Here is a 17,811-nt window from a genome sequence, read left to right as displayed (position 1 = left end):
TCATACCGCGCTTCCCATTCTATTCTTTTGTCTTTTAGAGTCATCGCATAACCTCCTGAATTCATTTCTAAGAAGATTATCGCATGGATGACTTTCTGATTCTATGTGTGTTTTATTTGACGCTTACTTTTGTTTTCTCATTAAGAACTTCTAAATAATTATTTAACCTTTTCCTTAATAAACTAAATATTAACTTACTATCTTCTTCCGATACTTCATAGGCAGGATAGTGATCATCTATACCCTTCATCTTATAATCCTCAAAGTTATATAATTCTGTAACAGCTTCCACTTCAATAAACAAACAATTATTATCTGGATAACCAGAATTATAAAATTCCTTATAATCCTTAGAATTGGGATAGAAAGTAATGTCAAATCGTGAAAATTCATCTGAAGGATTTAATTTGGCAGTTATTTCTTTGTCATCTTTCATTCTAATTATGTAAGGTAATTTTATTCTAGTAAGAACTTTTAGCCCCATACATTAACTCCCCTTATTCTGAAAAAAGATTAATTAAGATGGATTCTTTTTTACGATTTAATATATTACTTTCTATTATCGCAAAACTAATAACAAAGACATGGAGGTGTAATTAGTAATATTTGTCTATGAGAGATTGTTCTGACTTATTAAGATTAGCCCCTATATGCATCGTATGGTTGCTTTTAAAATGTCTCTTTAAATCAAATAACTTTAGAGAAACATTGCGCCTCTTATATAAATCCCCAGTAATCTTAATTTGAGGTGGATAACTCAAAAATTCAAGCATTTTTTTTGCTGTTATTCGCCCTTTATAAATATCAAATTTAGTGCTTGGTTTCTCAAAATAAGTCCCTTTTTCAAAGTACTTTAAGGATGGTGGTACTCTATCCACAAACTTTGTAAAGGACGATTCATCTATTATATGAACACCATTAACAAAAATTGGACTTCCTATCATTGAAGTGGTTAATAAAATGTTGTGTGTTTCTTTGGGTACAAAACTTTCAGTTAGATTAAGTTGTTCTATGACATCCTGTAAATTATTTTTATAATACTCAGCTATCCTATTTAATTGATGTGTCTCTTTGTACAACTTACTTAGATGATTCGCATGTTGTCTAGTAGTAAAAGGTTGTACGTGTGCTTTACATTCCACAAAGAATAATTCATCATCAAGTACGAACGCAATGTCACACTCGAATTCTGTTTCCTTAGTTTTTTTATATAACCTTTTGCAATTTAGATTTTTAAGTTTTAACCCCGCTTTTGTTCTGTCCTCGAATCCCGGTCCTTTAAAATCTAAGTTTAAGTGTCTATTTAAAAAGTTAGATGCTAATGCTCTTGGCGCGTCAGATTGCGATGTTAATGATGGTAAAATAATTAGTTGATTATCAATATTTATAAATGGACAATCTACTAAATCCTGCGATTTGTTGTCAAAAGTGAACACTTCGATTATTTTATTTGAATCTTCTTTAGAAAATCCGTTCCGTTGAAAAATTTTACTCCAACCTTGGAATGATTTACTTAAACACACCTTATCAAGGTTATATGCTTTCACTCTCTTATTTTTTTGTGAAAAGTCTTGACTTAGAGTTATTAATAACTCATAAGCCCGAAGCCACTCTTTCAATTGAACCCCATTTACACTTTCTTCTAGAAGGGGGGAACCAAAATAAAGAGTGGCAAAAAGGTAATTAATTTTAGATTTACTTTTAGAAGTAATATCATCAATCGATTTTTCTGTATTGTCGGATTCTATTTGTAAATCACGTATAACACTTGTTTGCCATCCTTGGCGAAGATTATTAAACCTATCGTTGGATATTAAATTATTTAATTCAAATTCTTTATCAGCAATTTCAAATGAAATTTTTCCATTCCCTTTTTTGGAAACATGAACATTAGAATATTTCCAGTACTCTAATATATCGTTTAATTCATTCCAAATTTCACTAAATACTATATGTGATAATGAAGTATTAAGAATCTTTGGTGATATATTTCGTTTATTCCCTTTAAAATCATACCTTTTATATTTAAAATAGTTTAATATCATCCCAGTAGACTCGATCGCAGAATCAAACAATGCTGCTTTCATGTTATGTTCACTTAATTCAGGGATATCAATTAATTCAGTTTTTATGTTGTCGCTAGGTTCATGTATAATATTTCTAAGATACAGTTCTAAAGAAATTAAATAGGAAACAACTTTATATTTATCATCTATTGCTTCATATTGTTTAAAAAAACTAGTACGTAATTTATCGAACTCGTTAAATATATTTTCAAAATGAGAAGCTTCAATACTTAAATCTTCAATTCTAGAAAGATCTTGGTTATCACACTGGGACTTTATATACTCAATAGCTTTACTAAAAAATTTCTTTTGCCTTTCATTATTAAATATACTAACTGCAAGTCCCGATGTCTTGAGTATAGTTAATGCATCTTCAATTTCTCCTGATTCGAGAATCTCATTTAAATACTTAAAGAAATTCGCCTCACCTTCTTTAAGCTTGTTTTCTGCCTTATAAAAATTATATCTTTCTATATTTTTAAAAAGTGCCATCCTAATACTTCCCTTTATATAATCTTATATTAGTAGTTTATCTATTAATATCAATATAGTTCCCATCAAATTACTAACTAATTTTCACATAAATAATATTACTACTATTTTATTTCAATTAAATTTTATTCCACAATCTGGCCCGTTTGTTGAATACAATTCTTATTGAAAACCAATCGACTAAGTACCACAAGTATAACATTTATAATTGAATATACGTATGGCTTTTTACTTTTAATCATTTAGATAATGTGACGTGGTAATCACCTGTCATTTACTGGTACATTCGTTGTCTTTCAGTGGTAAAAAGTGTGTCAACATTGGTACATTTAATTGGCCGTAATCACCCATCCCATATGTAGCATTTAGCCAGTACTTTAACTAATTTAAAACGATAGCTATCAATTATTATTTTTACCAGTCAATTCTTCTCTGTACAAACTATATAATTTGATAAAATAAAAATATGCTTAACTTTAGTAAATAAAATCACAAGAGGTATTTGAATGAAGAATGAACAATATAAACATCACTTTTGATGAGGAAAAGCAATTAAGATCTACTGCTGCTAACAAGCTTATGATTTCATTTTCCGGAACTAACTTGCCAATTTTTTTCTCCATTTTCATTTATAGTATTAGGAATATCCTTATAAAAATCTTGTGAAGCAATTTTTCCATGTACTCAATATAATTTTAATGTGGATTACATTTTCCACTTCTATATTCACCATAATCATACCGCTCCTTTATACTATCTAGTCACTATAAAAAGCGTACAATTAATAGAGGAAATGTAAATTGGCAGAAAATATATTAAGAAATATATATTTTTATACATAACCCCTTAAAATATTAAAACTTTGAAGCTACAATGTCTTTCAACCAAATATCGCCGGCATTTACTTGGTTAATTTCGATGAGGAGAGTTTAAAAGTGGCTGATAAGAACATATTAGATTATAAGGAACACTATAAATCAATTTTAACTATAAAAAGTGATAAAGCTGAGAAGGCATCTAATTTTCTACAGTTATTTTCTGATTTAATTGTCAAATATACTAATCAAATAGAAGAAGAATATATTAAAAACAATAGGGGGATTGATTAGAGTGGAGAAAACAGCTGTGACATCTGTAAGTTTTACTACAGAAAAATCACTACCCAATGACCAACAAAGTAAAGTAATAAAGGTAATAGCTTATGTACGAATTAGCACAGAAAAACAACAATCAAACACTTCTATTGACGATCAAATAAAAAGGATACAAAAGTATTGTGATGAAAACGGATTTTTATTAGTAGCAATATATGTAGAGGAGGCCTCCGCTAAAAGTATTGAGGGGCGCCCTGAATTCATAAAAATGTATAATCAATTTATTGACGACGATGAGATTAACTTTTTAGTAGTATTTAAGATCGATCGTGCATTTAGAAACTTTTTGGATTCCATTTTTTTCTGGAAGAAACTAGGTGAAGAGAGTAAACACTTTATTTCTATTGCAGATAATATAAATACAACTAATCCAGATTCCAAAACTTCTTATTACATTAATGCTTATATGGCCGAAAAAGATAGAGATAATATTTTATTTAGAACCTCTAATGGTATGAAGGCTAAAGCGGAAAAAGGTTTTTTTAATGGTGGTATAGTATTCGGTTATGAGTCTGTTAGTAAAAATTTGAGAATTGTTCCCTCAGAGGCTGAAGTTATTGAATTAATATTCAATAAATATGCTCATGATAATTGGGGTTACAAAAAGATTGCTTCAGAATTAAATATTCAAGGTATTAAAACTAAAAAAGGAAATGACTGGTCAATTAATGGTATCAAAACAATTTTACAAAATAGAATTTATATTGGTGAGATAAAATGGGATAATGAGTATCGTAAAGGTATTCACCAACCGATTATTTCAGACGAATTATGGAATAAGGCTCAATCGTTAATGAAACGAAAAAGTTACTCTTCAGAAAAAATCCATCCGGGAACATATCCATTATCAGGTTTAATAAAATGCCCGCAATGTGGTTCTCCAATGGTCCAAGGTAATAGTAGTCAAAAATATAAGTATTATCAATGTAATAAAAATAAAAACAGTGGTAAAAGTGTATGTTCTTCTAATCTGGTTCCGAAAGATTACGCAGAAAAATATGTTTTTAAACATATTCTAACTTTTTTTAATAAATGTGATCTTGCTACTATCCTTTATCAAATAACAATCAGTAATTTGAATAGCGTTTTAATTTCCTTAGAGGAAGAGACTAAGTTATTAACTAAGTCATTAAATAGTTTTGATAAGAAGATTAGTGAACTTTATAAACTTGTTGACAACGAAAAAATGAGCATGGATACGTTTGCACTTTTAACTAATGATATAGAGCAAGACAAATTTAAAACAAATAAACGGATAACTGAAATAGAAAAACGCATTGCTACAAAAGATAATATGAATTTATTTGAGAACATCGAATTTGCTGTAACTAATTTTGAAATTTTCTATGATATTATATCAGATTCCGAAAAGAAACGGCTATTCCATAGTTTAATACAAGAGGTTCGCGTAACATTAGGTAGCTCAACAAAAGATAGGAAAATAAAAGAAATCATATATAAATTTGATTGCGATGATGTAAATGAAGCATTATCAGCATAATTAGGAGAAAGAAAATAATCTTTCTCCTTTTCTTTTACAACTTCATCATCAATTATAATCAAGGAGTTATCCTATTATTTCATACATTCTAATTAAGTGAGTTTTCTGAACACAAAGACAATAAAGGCATGAGATTAGTGAAAACTTAACCACAGATGCTTATAAATGTTAAATGCTACAGGAAACTAGCTTTAAATGAAGGAGTCGTAAGTGGTGTAAAAAGCATTCATGAAAGTGGTATGCTATTAGCCAATATTATTAAGCATAACACTTGCTCTTGTTCAAAATAAATAAAATATCTTACGTAAATATTAACTAGAAAACTTTGTAAAAAACTATTTTCTGTTAAGCATTATAATTCTTACTGATCACCAAATCTATTGAGTCAGTAGGAATTTATTTAACTACAAATCTTTGCTAACTCTGATTTTCTCCATTTTTCTATACGACTTTTTACCCACTCAATACTATGGCACTTAATTTTATATTTATCTGCTTCTATTAATGCCTCCCGAGTATAGCCAGAGCTAGTAATAAACCTTACCAATACACAGTCATGATTTCTCTTTGCGGAGTTAAGTTCTCTAATTTCCCTAACAGTAATTTGGTTCTTAGATGATAAGTAATGTTTAATTTGAACCGCTTCATTAGTTTGATGATATCGGTTAAAAATTATCAAATCAACCCCACCATCTGCACCGTTGGATGTTTCCTTTGGTTTATAGCCCCATGCCTTAAAATATAGATAACAAATTCTTTCAAATTCTCGCCATGAAAGTTCTTCCAATGTAGATTCTATTATATTTTCATCGCTTCTTAATCGATTAAAGTCTTCCGTGTTTTTATATTTTCTTGAATTATTACGTGGAGACTTTGCCCGTTTTTTAGTCTTTCCTTTTTTTGATAGCGCGTTATAAGTTATACCATCAATTATAGCAGTAGTGAGAATAATTCCGAAAAGTATATAAATATTAGTACTGTGAAAAACAATCCAATATAAATATAAACTTATTATTAAAAAGAGTCCTGAAGTAACGTTAGCCAATAGTTTTCTATCTTTCTTATTAATCTTGTTCACATCCTACTTTTAATTTTTATTTACTTGCGACATTTACATATTATACCACCGTTTAGTTTAATGGATTATTTGATATAAAGAAAGGAATAGATGATTTGTAAAAGGATTTGAACGTTGCCAAAAATTCAAATGAAAGGCGTGGGGATTTGTTCTATTGAAGTTGAAATGAATTGTGCGGTAAACTTCTTAGAATAAATGAGCCATACAATCCAAAGCCTTAGCAACTAATTTGATAATCCCTTAGTCAATCTATTCATTGCTCTTTGTGTTCTGACTGTGACATATAAAACTCGTTTTCCCCTTACTTAAATTCATAGTATTATTTAAGATGAAGGGAGGATATAAATGAATGAAATAAAAAAAGTCGCTATCTATTGCCGCGTCAGCACAGAAGAGCAAGCAAGTGAGGGATACAGTATTGACGCTCAACTGGATACCCTACGTCAATACGCAAAGTTATATGGTTGGGATGTAAGTGACGAATATATTGATGAAGGGATAAGTGGAAAATCGATTAAAGGACGACCCGCCATGCAACGACTTGTGTCAGATATAGAGAAGAATAAATTCCAAGCTGTTTTAGTCTGGAAGATCTCTCGTCTTTCACGTAACATGTTGGACACGTTGGTTCTTTTGGATAAATTTGAAGAATATAATGTGAAATTCATTTCTTACTCGGAAAACTTTGATACTGGTAGTCCCATCGGAAGACTTGTTCTGCAGCTTATGGCTTCCATAGCCGAAATGGAAAGGAATACACTATCTGAAAACGTAAAACTTGGCATGAAACAACGCGCTCTCCATGGTGAATGGAATGGTGGAATTGTGTTTGGTTACGATTCAATTGAAAAGGAACTTATTATTAATCAAAAGGAATCAAATGTTATTCAACTTATCTTTGATCAATATGCAAAAGGAAAAGGATTAAAGGCCATTGCAAACTATGTAAACAAACAAGGATACCGTACAAAAAAAGACCGTTATTTTTCAATTAACGGCATCGCAACTATCTTAGACAATCCCATATATAATGGAAAGATTAGTTGGCTTAAAGTAGAAAATTGGGATACTAAACGCAGAAAAGGAAAAAATCCAAATCCTATACTGGTAGAAGGTAAACACGAAGCGATAATCAGTGACGAATTATGGAATATAGTACAAACTCGAAGAAAAAGTAAATCTTTTAAACAGAGACAATCAAATGAACCATTTTTGTTAAGCAGCATATTACGATGTCCTGATTGCGGACAAGGTATGGTTCCATCAATTACAACCTATACACGTAAAGACGGCACAAAAAGAAAGCATCGATATTATGTATGCAGCGATTTTCACAACAAGGGGCCTTCCGCTTGTAGAGCTAATTCAATTAAAGCTTATAATGCGGAAAGTACGACTATAGAAAAAATTCAGGAATTAATTAATAACAAAGAGGAATTCGCGTTAAAGATTAATTCACTTAATAAAGACTCCGTTAATTCTACTAAAGAAATCCAATCAGAATTAAAAAATGTTGATATTAGAATTATCGAATTGAAAGAACTTCAAGATAAATATTTCGAGGCATATGAACGAAATCTATTTCCTGTGGATATTTTACAAGAGCGACTAAAGGATGTATTCGAGGAAAATCAACATTAGAACAAAGAAAAAATGAACTAAGTACTAAACTCAGCTCAATCGATACTAAGGTTATACAGCCAGATCTTCTTCATGTCCTTTTAAGAAAGTTTACTGAAACTTATGAACGATCATCTAGAAATAAACAAAAACAATTACTACAATTATTGATAGAAAGCATTAGCATTTTTCAACCTAAAGATAAAACACGAGTTGTGGATACAATAGAACTCGATTTTGATTTCACTGAAGTTAATATCTCAAAAACTTTTGCCTTAATCCATTTATTATATTTAGAAACTGATGTAGAGGGTGTAATCCTACCTCAAACAACAGTTTCTAACGATAAATTACCACCTTATCTTGAACAATTTTTGCCTCTATTTATGGTACGGTTCATTCCTAATAATCCTAAACCCTCGATAAATCTGCTCCAACAAAACCAGCCGCATTAACTGATGCGGAAAAGTCATCTTAGAAAAAGACAAAGCCAAATCACTCCGCTTCTGCACTTCCGCACTAATGCCCAGCGATCCACCAATCACAAATACCACTTTACTTTTTCCATACGTCGCAAGCTCGTTCATTTTCGCTGCCAGCTGTTCTGAGCTTAGCATTTTACCGTTGATTTCCAGGGTAATCACATATGTATCCTGACTGACATTACTTAAGATCCGCGCTCCTTCCTTCTGTTTCACTGCTTCCATTTCCGCTTCACTCATACTTTCGGGTGCTTTTTCATCCGCCAATTCGATGATATTCACTTTTGCATAATTGCTCAGCCGCTTCAGATATTCCTGGATGCCCTGTTTCAAATACTTCTCTTTCAGTTTTCCGACAGATACGATGGTAATTTTCATGCTCGCCGCCATCCTTCATTAAAAATTTGTTTTTAGTTTACCATATTTTATTCATCCGGGACTTCCTGCTTTTTATTTTTATACAACGGATAAGCGGAGCCTATTTTGATAACTGTAACACATAGAGAAATACTGAAACCTTCCCACGAGCCACCGTTGAACTATCATAAATTTGTATAATATCGAAAATTTTATTGACCTCAACCTAGGAATATAGTAATACTAAATAGAGAATCATTTAGCCTGATTTGTCTGATCCTCTTTCCTCGTGAACACAAACAAAGAAAAAGTAAAGGTTGTGATATTATTTTCATACAATTATTTGCTATTTACGGATTTTATTTATTACCTGTTTACGGGATTATTTTCTGTCTAAATCTGGTTTCCCTGTTAAAGAAGATAAAGCATAATAAGGTTACAGAGAAGAATACTATTTGGATGACGGCTTCTTTTATTCTCATCATTACGACGATCGGCGCTTTGGCAGCTCTACATACGTAGGGATTATTAAGTTAAATGATCGGGTGGCTTAAAAAACGAAGGTAATTCGTTATTGCGTGAAAGCGCAGTTACAATGGAGCAAAATTTAGTTCAAAAGATAAAAGGAATGATAATGTGAAAAAACGATGGATTTTCTGGTGGATTAGTAATATATTTTGGATTATCATTTTCGCAATAGGTTCAGCTATTATTTGGCTGAGAGAGGTCGATGGGGCTGGTGTTGTTCAAACACCTGAGCTTAAATTAGTGGCATTTATTGTTTTATTAATTGCGTCTATCCTTCCAATAATTATTCAAATTGTGTGGATGATTTTCAATCTGAAAATCAGCAGTAATGCTGATCGTTTCGGGAAGTAAAAACAGGATGTTCGACGAAAAAAACAAAAGAATCTCCATGCTTTAAATAGCTGTAGACTTTTTTGCAGACCGTTTCTAAAGATTCAATATAGTGAAACGCTAACGAGCTAATGACCACATCAAATTGACCTTCTGAAAAACCAATATCTTCTATTGGCAGAGTCAAATAAGAAATGGAGGAGTCACTCGTCATCTCTCGTGCCTGCTGAGTCATTTTTCGGATATATCCACCCCAATCACAGATTTTGCATGCTGCTGGCGGGCATAACTGCAATGCCAGCAGAAGCCGTATCCCAGATCAAGCACGCTTTTATGCTGGAGTTCGGGGAGAAGATCTTTAAATATGTGCCATTCTCCCGCACCTTCCAGTCCTTCTACCAAGCGAGTCATTTTTTTATATGCAGAAAAGAAGTGCACATCTTCATATTTGTTATGTTTCATGATATCCCCCCTACATGTTAAAATTTCCTCGTAATTTATACCACTATTTTCTTTTATGGTTAACTTACCTTCCATTAACGCCCTTATTTCTTTTAATAGGAATGAATGACTTTAAATTTTCTGCCTATAAAGTTGGCTGGTACAGGGGTTACCTCCATTTCTCTTGACCATATCGAGAGCTGGCCGATATGGTGAATTTCATGAGCAATTATATGATGTAATATTGCTCCCACCGTATGTGTTTCATTATCCCACGAGACGCTCACAACATTCTCTTTTAATTTATCTATATTATTTTTTAGAAATTGAGCTATTTCATTTCGGTATATATCTGAGAGAGATTTAACTTTCTCAAGCGTCTTGTAATCAGCAAATTCAACTATTACGTCTTCCTTGCCCTGAATACCACGAAGCCAACTATATTCCACATCAATAATGTGAAATAGGGTATATAAAATACTTCTCACTCCGCCAGTCCGTTCTTTTATCAATTCTTCATGTGATAGTCGTTTACACCATTCAAACCATTCGTCTCTTACTTGCCAGTTATATTCAAAAAAATTTATCAATATAGACACTCCTTGCTTTGTCCTACTTCTATTAACTTGTTCCGTTTAAGAAATGTATAAGTTATTTTAAAGTGCTCATGCACTCTAGTGGTTGAAAAGGCTATCTTCCATAAACGGTTCTTTCGTTTCACTAAAAAATATTGGCTTCCCGTATAAAGCCCGCATTCACCCACTCCCCCTCAAGCTTAAACAGCTCATATACAGTCTCTCGGTCCATCGGCGGCCCATCATCTACCCAATTTAACAGGTTACGAATAACAGATTCTTTATCCGGAAAGTAATGGATAAAGACTTCCGCCTGCTCATGGAGGCGTGTAGTCCAAATCTGAGCCCTTACCATGACCATGGAATAGCAGGTTCGAATGAGTTTTCGAGCGAAGTTTTGTGAAATGATTTTAAAATCCTTATCAGAAGCTGTTCTTAACCTGCCCAACGTCCGGTCAAGCACCTCCCCAATATCACCATTAAATCGAATGGCTATTTCCGGGGTAAGTTTATACGGATCAAATCGTTTTACTGCATCTTCTCCATAGACACAAACACAGAGCTCCCGCAGAAATGCATTTTCATAGTAATTGGAGGGGTCCATCGTGTAATCATAATCTGCGACTGCAATTCCAACATCCCGAACCAGTGAACGATATTTCTGAGAAAGTTCCCCGGCAAGCTCCCTTAATTCTTTCAGCTCAACGGAACTGGGTTTGCGGTCAAACATCGCAATAAGATCCAGATCTGATTTCAGCATAACTGCTTCACCTCTGGCTACGCTGCCATACACATAAACACTGTGCAGGCGCTGGAGAAACAAATTCCTGAGCGCTTCGACAGATTCCCGGATACAAGGCATATAAACAGGATATATTTTCTTTATATTTACATCACTGACAATATATCCTTCAGCATCCAGACCATATCCAGCATTTAGAATAGCCACATTCATTTCCTCCTAAACTGCTGCAGACCTTATTGCAGATAAAGTGAATAATATTCCCGATATTTTCCATTGCTCGATTCCCCTTATCTATTTTTATCTTTATATTGGTAGATTACCACATACTTTTATAAATTTTCTATGAATAACAGCTATTTTGTAAATTACACTTTACTTTATACATTATTTTATGTATCATATATCTAAAAGATACATATCATAAAGATAGGGGTTAGGCATTTGAAAACATACAACGATACCACATACGCGATTCTTGGCATTCTAACGACAGGCCACCGTTCGGGCTATGACATCAAACAGTTTATGGATAAAAGCCTGAACCATTTCTGGAAAATCAGCTATGGGCAAATTTACCCGACATTAAAGCGGATTGAACAGGAGGAACTGGCAGTAGTAGAAACAGCTTCCCAGGAGGGAAAACCCGACCGGAAAGAATATTTTCTCACGTCAAAAGGGGAGGAAATACTAAAAGAGTGGCTGGAAGAGCCGATGAAACAAGTGCCGTCGGAGCGCAATGAAGTGCTGCTGAAGTTATTTTTTGGCAGACATCAAACAAAGGAGCAATCTGTTGCGCTGTTGCAGGATTATAAACAAAAACTGGAAGTGCAATATGAGACGTATAAGCAGATTGAAGAGATGATCTCTCACCATGGCTGTGAAGAAGGGGACGCACCGTATTGGCTCTTCACCCTTGATTACGGAAAAAGGGTGACGAAAGCAGCAGTGGAATGGTGTGAGGAAACGATGGGGAAAATTTAAGTATTTGAAAAAGGTGGAGATTTATGTTTACTTTATCTATTTTTATTCATGTGATAGCGGGGTTTGTTGCTTTGATCATTTTATGGATGCCGCTCATTTTTAAAAAGGGCGGCCGGTATCATCGCTTGACAGGCTGGATCTTCACATACAGCATGTTTGCAATTAGCGGTACATCTGTACATCTTGCTTTGTACAGAATTTGGTTTGAAGGAAATCTGACGACAGCAGAGTTCTCCTTTTATCTATTTCTGATGTTTATTGCGGTATTAAGTTTTGCCACAGCGATGTACGGATTGCGGGTATTGAGGTTTAAAAAACATGCTGGAAAACACCGTCCATGGATCGACTGGTTTATTCCTATCATGCTTTTGACAAGTGCGATCATCATGAGTACTTACGGATTTATGCTTGGAGACCCCCTGCTTGCATGGTTTCCGATGATAGGCGTATTTCTGTCTATATCCCATATGGTTTATTGGTGGCGTCAACCTGATTATAAAAGGCGCTGGGCTGTAGAGCACCTGACAGGCATGTTAAGCTGCGGAATTTCCACGGTGACGGCATTTGTTGTTTTCGGCGCTCCCAGCATATTTGCATTGAAACAAGCTTCTGTTTGGCTATGGTTTGCACCAACTATTGTGCTTGTTCCGCTGATCATCTACTTTTCGGTGAGAGAAAGGTATAAATATCAAAGAAAGCGCTTGGTGAAGCAGGGCGTTAGATAGTGCCAGTGAATTCCAAGAATGCGCTCACTTTATTTACTTCAGTAGTTTTCATTAAAAGGAGAGACTAAACATGGGGAAAAAGGTTTTCACCGGCAGATATACGACAGAAAATGAGGAGGACATCGTTGTTTTTCTTATCGGCATGCGTATTAATAAACGATGGGCCATTCAAAAATGGGGGCCCGTTTTCGCTGCAATGCCTGCAATGGTGAAGGAACTTTATGCACATCAGGAGAAATTAGGTTTTCTATCGATGGAAAGCTATTTTGGCCTTCGTACGACCGTTATGATCCAATATTGGCGTTCCACGGATGAGCTGCTCGCTTATGCTCAAGGAGAAAAGCATCTTGCAGCGTGGAAAAACTTCAACAAAAAAGTGGGAGATAATGATGCTGTAGGGATTTATCATGAAACGTATGAAATTAAGAAAGGAAGCTATGAATCCGTTTATGGAAATATGCCTGTATACGGTTTGGCGAAAGCGAGAAAACATGTTGCCATTACCTCGGAGCACCGTTCTGCACGTAAACGATTGCGCACTTCAGCAACGAACTAACATTATTCGATGGCTTTTTGATTATGAAGGGGGAAACTTTTTGTGACAGCTAAAACAGAAAAAGCTATTCAGATTGAGAAGAAAAATTGGAATTATACATCATTAACGTTTTGGTTAAGTTGGCTTTTTGCAATTGGATTAATCGCTCTTGGAACGAATGGTTTGATTCAGCCGAACGCTGCATCCCAAGCGTTTGGTATTGGAATTACAGAGTCAGCAGCTAGTGGGTTTGTGATGGTAAAAGCAGTGCGGGACCTTGCCCTTGGACTTACAATTGCACTATTTGCTTTTGTCAAAATGAAAAAGTCATTAATGATGCTTGCCTTCGTTTCATCTATCATACCTTTCATGGATGGCATACTCGTAATTACGCAAAGGGGCGAAGTAATATACAGCTTGCAGCATTTTATTACTGCCATTGTTGTTTTAATCACAGCATTTTTACTATGGAGGGAAGATAAAAATGCTTAGCTCCTTCAAAAAAGAGGCGTTTGGGCTAAGTCGTTCATCAGTCCGGAGCACAGGTTTCGGGCAGTGAAATCGAATTTGCGGGAGGAATATCTATGGATATAAATCTGTTAATATGGTCTTTTCTAATCATTTTCATGCTCCATAACTTTGAAGAAATAATTACGATGGAGAAGTGGTTCAAAAATACTTATCCTCGTGTCATGGAGCAAATACCCCCTTTTGCCAGAAAGGAGATTGAACCATTCAGGAGCATAACTTCTTCCCAGTTTTCTATTGCTGTATGTGTCCTTTTCATCGCAGCTTCCATTTTAATACTGATCACAGTCACAACAAATCATTATTTTTTATTTCTGGGTTTAAACATCTTTTTTGCATTAAATATCCTTACACACCCCGTTCAATCGCTATTTCTAAGAAAATATGTTCCAGGGTTATGGACTACGATCATGCTGATTATCCCATACAACGTCATTTTATTTTCCAATTTTCATAACGAAGGCATTCTCGATGCCAGCACAATAGTAAGCGCTTTCCTCGTTACAATACTTTTCATTCCCATATTACTGATAAGTCATAAAATAGCTGAGAAATGGGGATGAAATTATAAAATTCCAATATCAAAATAATAAAGCACGTATCTAAAACCACCTTAGATACAGGCTATTTTCATTCTTTCTCTTTTCATCTTCCAATTCAATAAAGTAATGACTTTTACGATAAGACGTTGCCTCCATGGTTACTATAAGATTTTCTTCATGAAAGGCCTCTACTTGGTAAAATCCTGTTCGAAAGTTTCGCTTTACTTCTTCTGTTGCACGGGCTGTTAGGTTGTTCCCCCAGTTTCGCTGACTCCATAACTGTATGGATGTATTTATCCCAAGCGATGTTCTCCCATAAGCATTACAAACTGCAGAAAAGGCATAGTCCGCCAATGCATAAATAACACCCCCGTGCACCGTGCCATATGCATTTACCATATGATTTTGCACTTCTAAAACGGCTTCCGTGATGCCAGCCTCAAATTTTGTTAACTGAATTCCCATCGATTGTGTGTATGGGTCTTTTTTTACTTTTCCATAAACTTCGTCGTAGTTTAATGAATTTTATTTAATAATGCAGGCGCGAAATTTAGTTCTGTTTAACTTAGAAGCACAATCATTGATTGGTATTTGGACTTATTCCCGGTTCCTTTACTTATACTGACCCAACATCTGACTAACGGTAAAACAGCTTTCACATCCATGTAAACAGATAGTTGTCATATGTATACCAAGGGTTTATCGATTTTTTAGAATGGTTCCTATACACTAAAACCAAAGGAGGATGACAATGAAAATTGGTGCACAAATTCGGGCGTTGCGCAAGAGTCAAAATCTTTCTCAAGAACAATTAGGGGAAAAACTGAATGTCTCCCGTCAAGCTGTTTACAAATGGGAAAGTGATAAAGGGTATCCTGATATCCAAAATTTAATTACGCTTAGTGAATTGTTTGATATCAGCATAGATGAACTCATTAAAAAAGATAAAGTTTTTCAACAGAGAATAATAGTAAAAGGCGGGATCATATCCAACAGGCGTCTTTTAACATCATTAAATTATTTCAGTATTTTTTTCGCTCCTTTCCTATTCCCTTTTATTACAATGCTTGTTGGCGAAACAGACATAAAAGGACATGGCAAAAGAGCATTCTTATCACATGCTATTCCGGTGATTCTGTACTTTATTATGATGACAGTATTTTATCTGCCTGTATATTTAACAGGAGCAGATCAGCCTGATTCCCTTCTGGTTGTTATTGGGATAACCACCTTTGCTGTAATCACGATAGGTGTGGTTATTTGGAATGTGGTTCAGGGAGTAAAAGTGATTAAAAACAATTTGAAGCATGAAGTTAAACAATAGAGGTGAACATTTATGGACGATAAACCCATTTTACAATTAAAAAATGTTAGTAAGACGCTTGGCAACAAGGCAGTTGTAAACGATCTAAACTTAGATATATATCCCGGGGAGATTTTCGGATTATTAGGACCAAATGGGGCAGGCAAAACGACCACCATTCGAATGCTTGTTGGATTAGTGTCAATGACTGAAGGCAAGGTATTCATGAACGGTGTGAACATTGAAAAAGACTTTGAGCAGGCGATCGCGCATGTAGGAGCCATCGTTGAAAATCCCGAGTTATACGATTATTTAACGGGCTATCAAAATTTGATTCATTTTGCCCGTATGTCTGGCGGTATTTCAACAAAACGTATCCAGGAAATCATTCAATTGATTGGGTTGGAAAATGCCATTCAAGCTAAAGTGAAGACGTATTCGCTCGGGATGCGCCAACGGTTGGGGTTGGGTCAAGCGCTTATGCACTCCCCTTCTATACTCATATTGGATGAACCGACAAATGGATTGGATCCATCAGGTATTCGTGAGTTCCGCCAGCTTTTAATCACGTTAGCAAAAAACGAAAACATGGCTGTGCTTGTATCGAGTCATCTCCTGGCTGAAATGGAGATGATGTGTGACCGTATAGGTATTATCCAGCACGGAAAGTTAATTGATGTCCAATCAGTACGTGGCTTCGTTGAAACAGAAAAACAATGGACCGTAACTTTTACCGTTGACCGCGTTGATTTAGCAGCAAAAGCTGTACAACAGCAGTTAAATATGAAGTCATTTATCATAAGTGACAAGACTTTCGAAGTCCATCTGGAATACAATCAGGTTCCGCAAGTCGCAAAAGCACTCGTAAAAAAAGGAATTAACATATACAGCATTACATCAGCACAGAAAACGCTGGAAGATAAATTTATTGAAGTAACAGGAGGTCAGCCCATTGTCTAAATTAATTGCATGTATTAAAAATGAACACATGAAAATCTATCGTCGTTCTGGAACCAAAATAATGTATGGTTCATTAATTTTAGCTGTGTTTGCTGCGGCTTTCATCCATCGTTATTTGCCTGATTCCCCTGCATCTATGTGGGAATTTCTATATGTTAATGTAGAAATTTATGTTTCCATTATTGTTTTATACGCAGTCATTATCGCTGCGGGGAATATTCCGGGTGAGTTTTCGAAAGGCACGATTAAGCTGTTACTCATACGCCCAATTAGCCGTTCCAAAGTTCTGTTTTCTAAATATATCGCTACTATTTCTTTTTCACTTGGCATGCTGATTGGTACATTTGCACTGACTCTGGTTGTCGGTGGGATATTTTTCGGATTTGAGCCTCCCTCTCAAGCAAACCTAATAACCATGACCGGCAGACCGGTAGAAAATGTTATTCCTCACCTTATCAGTACCACTGCATTTGTCTTTATAGATATGCTCATGATGATTACCATTGCCTTTATGATTTCTACTATTTTTCGTAATAGTGCCATGGCCATTGGTCTTGTGATCTTTTTAAGGTTTTCCGGTCCGAATATTGTGATCGCGCTTCATCAATACGATTGGGCTAAGTACATTTTGTTTGCTCATTTGAACTTAAGACAGCACATTGGCGGCGCTTCTTTTATAGAAGGGTTGACGATGACCTTTTCTGTCATTACGCTGGCTGTTTATTTCCTTGTTTTTATCATCCTGACTTGGTGGATATTTAATAAGAGGGATATAACTGCATAACGGAAGCCCATGATTTCGTTGGATTAGTGAAGGAAAATGCTATAATTTTTAATCCGGTTTAAAACAAACACGAAGTAACTATTG

The 17,811-nt window shown here is 34.7% G+C and carries 18 protein-coding genes and 2 pseudogenes; 12 read left to right on the top strand and 8 right to left on the bottom strand.

Annotation, left to right across the window (positions count from 1 at the left end; translation table 11 throughout):
• Window positions 1-112 precede the first annotated feature (112 nt).
• Window positions 113-484, bottom strand: a complete 372-nt coding sequence (locus ACDX78_RS06000; RefSeq protein WP_486026154.1) for a hypothetical protein — start codon at window positions 482-484, stop codon at window positions 113-115.
• A gap of 112 nt (window positions 485-596) precedes the next feature.
• Window positions 597-2,558, bottom strand: coding sequence for a hypothetical protein (locus tag ACDX78_RS05995; protein WP_486026153.1), 1,962 nt, complete (start codon window positions 2,556-2,558; stop codon window positions 597-599).
• A gap of 935 nt (window positions 2,559-3,493) precedes the next feature.
• Here ACDX78_RS05995 and ACDX78_RS05990 point away from each other — a divergent pair.
• Together ACDX78_RS05990 and ACDX78_RS05985 are read left to right on the top strand one after the other, a co-directional pair.
• Window positions 3,494-3,667, top strand: coding sequence for a hypothetical protein (locus ACDX78_RS05990; protein WP_486026151.1), 174 nt, complete (start codon window positions 3,494-3,496; stop codon window positions 3,665-3,667).
• A gap of 1 nt (window position 3,668) precedes the next feature.
• Window positions 3,669-5,213: a recombinase family protein gene (locus ACDX78_RS05985; RefSeq protein ID WP_486026150.1), complete on the top strand. Its 1,545-nt coding sequence runs from the start codon at window positions 3,669-3,671 to the stop codon at window positions 5,211-5,213.
• A 400-nt stretch (window positions 5,214-5,613) separates the two neighbouring features.
• Here the strand turns inward: ACDX78_RS05985 and ACDX78_RS05980 are convergent, their stop codons facing one another.
• Window positions 5,614-6,258: a restriction endonuclease gene (locus tag ACDX78_RS05980; RefSeq protein WP_486026148.1), complete on the bottom strand. Its 645-nt coding sequence runs from the start codon at window positions 6,256-6,258 to the stop codon at window positions 5,614-5,616.
• A 378-nt stretch (window positions 6,259-6,636) separates the two neighbouring features.
• Between ACDX78_RS05980 and ACDX78_RS05975 the strand changes: the two genes are divergently transcribed.
• The gene (locus tag ACDX78_RS05975) at window positions 6,637-7,932 is read left to right on the top strand and encodes a recombinase family protein (RefSeq protein WP_486026147.1); all 1,296 of its coding nucleotides are present in this window, start codon (window positions 6,637-6,639) and stop codon (window positions 7,930-7,932) included.
• Between the two features lie 359 nt (window positions 7,933-8,291).
• Here the strand turns inward: ACDX78_RS05975 and rlmH are convergent, their stop codons facing one another.
• Window positions 8,292-8,771, bottom strand: coding sequence for a 23S rRNA (pseudouridine(1915)-N(3))-methyltransferase RlmH (gene rlmH, locus ACDX78_RS05970; RefSeq protein ID WP_486026145.1), 480 nt, complete (start codon window positions 8,769-8,771; stop codon window positions 8,292-8,294).
• A 615-nt stretch (window positions 8,772-9,386) separates the two neighbouring features.
• Here rlmH and ACDX78_RS05965 point away from each other — a divergent pair.
• Entirely contained in the window at window positions 9,387-9,629 is a 243-nt protein-coding gene (locus tag ACDX78_RS05965; protein WP_486026144.1) for a DUF3923 family protein, read from the top strand.
• Here ACDX78_RS05965 and ACDX78_RS05960 read toward each other — a convergent pair.
• The 3 genes and pseudogenes from ACDX78_RS05960 to ACDX78_RS05950 form a co-directional block, all read right to left on the bottom strand.
• Window positions 9,604-10,070 (bottom strand): annotated as a pseudogene (locus ACDX78_RS05960) (class I SAM-dependent methyltransferase); the annotation flags it as partial. The gene ACDX78_RS05965 and the pseudogene ACDX78_RS05960 sit on opposite strands and share 26 nt — an antisense overlap.
• Window positions 10,071-10,162: 92 nt before the next feature.
• Window positions 10,163-10,639 carry a DinB family protein gene (locus tag ACDX78_RS05955; protein ID WP_486026142.1) on the bottom strand — a complete coding sequence of 159 codons (477 nt, stop codon included), beginning with the start codon at window positions 10,637-10,639 and terminating at the stop codon, window positions 10,163-10,165.
• Window positions 10,640-10,769: 130 nt separating this feature from the next.
• On the bottom strand, window positions 10,770-11,579 hold the full coding sequence (locus ACDX78_RS05950) for a nucleotidyltransferase domain-containing protein (protein ID WP_486026140.1): 810 nt from the start codon (window positions 11,577-11,579) through the stop codon (window positions 10,770-10,772).
• Between the two features lie 231 nt (window positions 11,580-11,810).
• Between ACDX78_RS05950 and ACDX78_RS05945 the strand changes: the two genes are divergently transcribed.
• The 5 genes from ACDX78_RS05945 to ACDX78_RS05925 all read left to right on the top strand — a co-directional run bounded on the left by ACDX78_RS05945 (window position 11,811) and on the right by ACDX78_RS05925 (window position 14,701).
• Complete coding sequence (locus ACDX78_RS05945; RefSeq protein ID WP_486026138.1) at window positions 11,811-12,350, top strand: PadR family transcriptional regulator; 540 nt, start codon at window positions 11,811-11,813, stop codon at window positions 12,348-12,350.
• Window positions 12,351-12,373: 23 nt separating this feature from the next.
• Window positions 12,374-13,075 (top strand): DUF2306 domain-containing protein, encoded by a 702-nt coding sequence (locus tag ACDX78_RS05940; protein WP_486026136.1) that lies wholly within the window; start codon window positions 12,374-12,376, stop codon window positions 13,073-13,075.
• A 70-nt stretch (window positions 13,076-13,145) separates the two neighbouring features.
• Window positions 13,146-13,631 (top strand): DUF4188 domain-containing protein, encoded by a 486-nt coding sequence (locus tag ACDX78_RS05935; RefSeq protein ID WP_486026134.1) that lies wholly within the window; start codon window positions 13,146-13,148, stop codon window positions 13,629-13,631.
• 42 nt (window positions 13,632-13,673) lie between these two features.
• Window positions 13,674-14,102 (top strand): DUF4267 domain-containing protein, encoded by a 429-nt coding sequence (locus ACDX78_RS05930; RefSeq protein WP_486026133.1) that lies wholly within the window; start codon window positions 13,674-13,676, stop codon window positions 14,100-14,102.
• A 92-nt stretch (window positions 14,103-14,194) separates the two neighbouring features.
• Window positions 14,195-14,701: an HXXEE domain-containing protein gene (locus tag ACDX78_RS05925; protein WP_486026131.1), complete on the top strand. Its 507-nt coding sequence runs from the start codon at window positions 14,195-14,197 to the stop codon at window positions 14,699-14,701.
• A gap of 39 nt (window positions 14,702-14,740) precedes the next feature.
• On the opposite strand, the pseudogene ACDX78_RS05920 reads toward ACDX78_RS05925, so the two are convergent.
• Window positions 14,741-15,154, bottom strand: a pseudogene (locus ACDX78_RS05920) (PaaI family thioesterase); the annotation flags it as partial.
• A gap of 277 nt (window positions 15,155-15,431) precedes the next feature.
• On the opposite strand from ACDX78_RS05920, the gene ACDX78_RS05915 reads away from it, so the two are divergent.
• Genes ACDX78_RS05915 through ACDX78_RS05905 form a run of 3 tightly spaced genes read left to right on the top strand, consistent with a single transcriptional unit; the run spans window position 15,432 to window position 17,727 of the window.
• Window positions 15,432-16,004 (top strand): helix-turn-helix domain-containing protein, encoded by a 573-nt coding sequence (locus ACDX78_RS05915; RefSeq protein ID WP_486026130.1) that lies wholly within the window; start codon window positions 15,432-15,434, stop codon window positions 16,002-16,004.
• A gap of 12 nt (window positions 16,005-16,016) precedes the next feature.
• Window positions 16,017-16,943: an ABC transporter ATP-binding protein gene (locus tag ACDX78_RS05910; protein WP_486026128.1), complete on the top strand. Its 927-nt coding sequence runs from the start codon at window positions 16,017-16,019 to the stop codon at window positions 16,941-16,943.
• Entirely contained in the window at window positions 16,936-17,727 is a 792-nt protein-coding gene (locus ACDX78_RS05905; protein ID WP_486026127.1) for an ABC transporter permease, read from the top strand. Before ACDX78_RS05910 ends, ACDX78_RS05905 begins: the two co-directional genes overlap by 8 nt.
• The last annotated feature ends 84 nt before the right edge of the window (window positions 17,728-17,811 follow it).

This window comes from Virgibacillus oceani, from assembly GCF_041521345.1.
GTDB lineage: Bacteria > Bacillota > Bacilli > Bacillales > Amphibacillaceae > Virgibacillus_N > Virgibacillus_N oceani_A.
The sequence above is the reverse complement of the archived record's forward strand: the minus strand, read 5'-3'. Positions and strand labels throughout refer to the sequence as shown.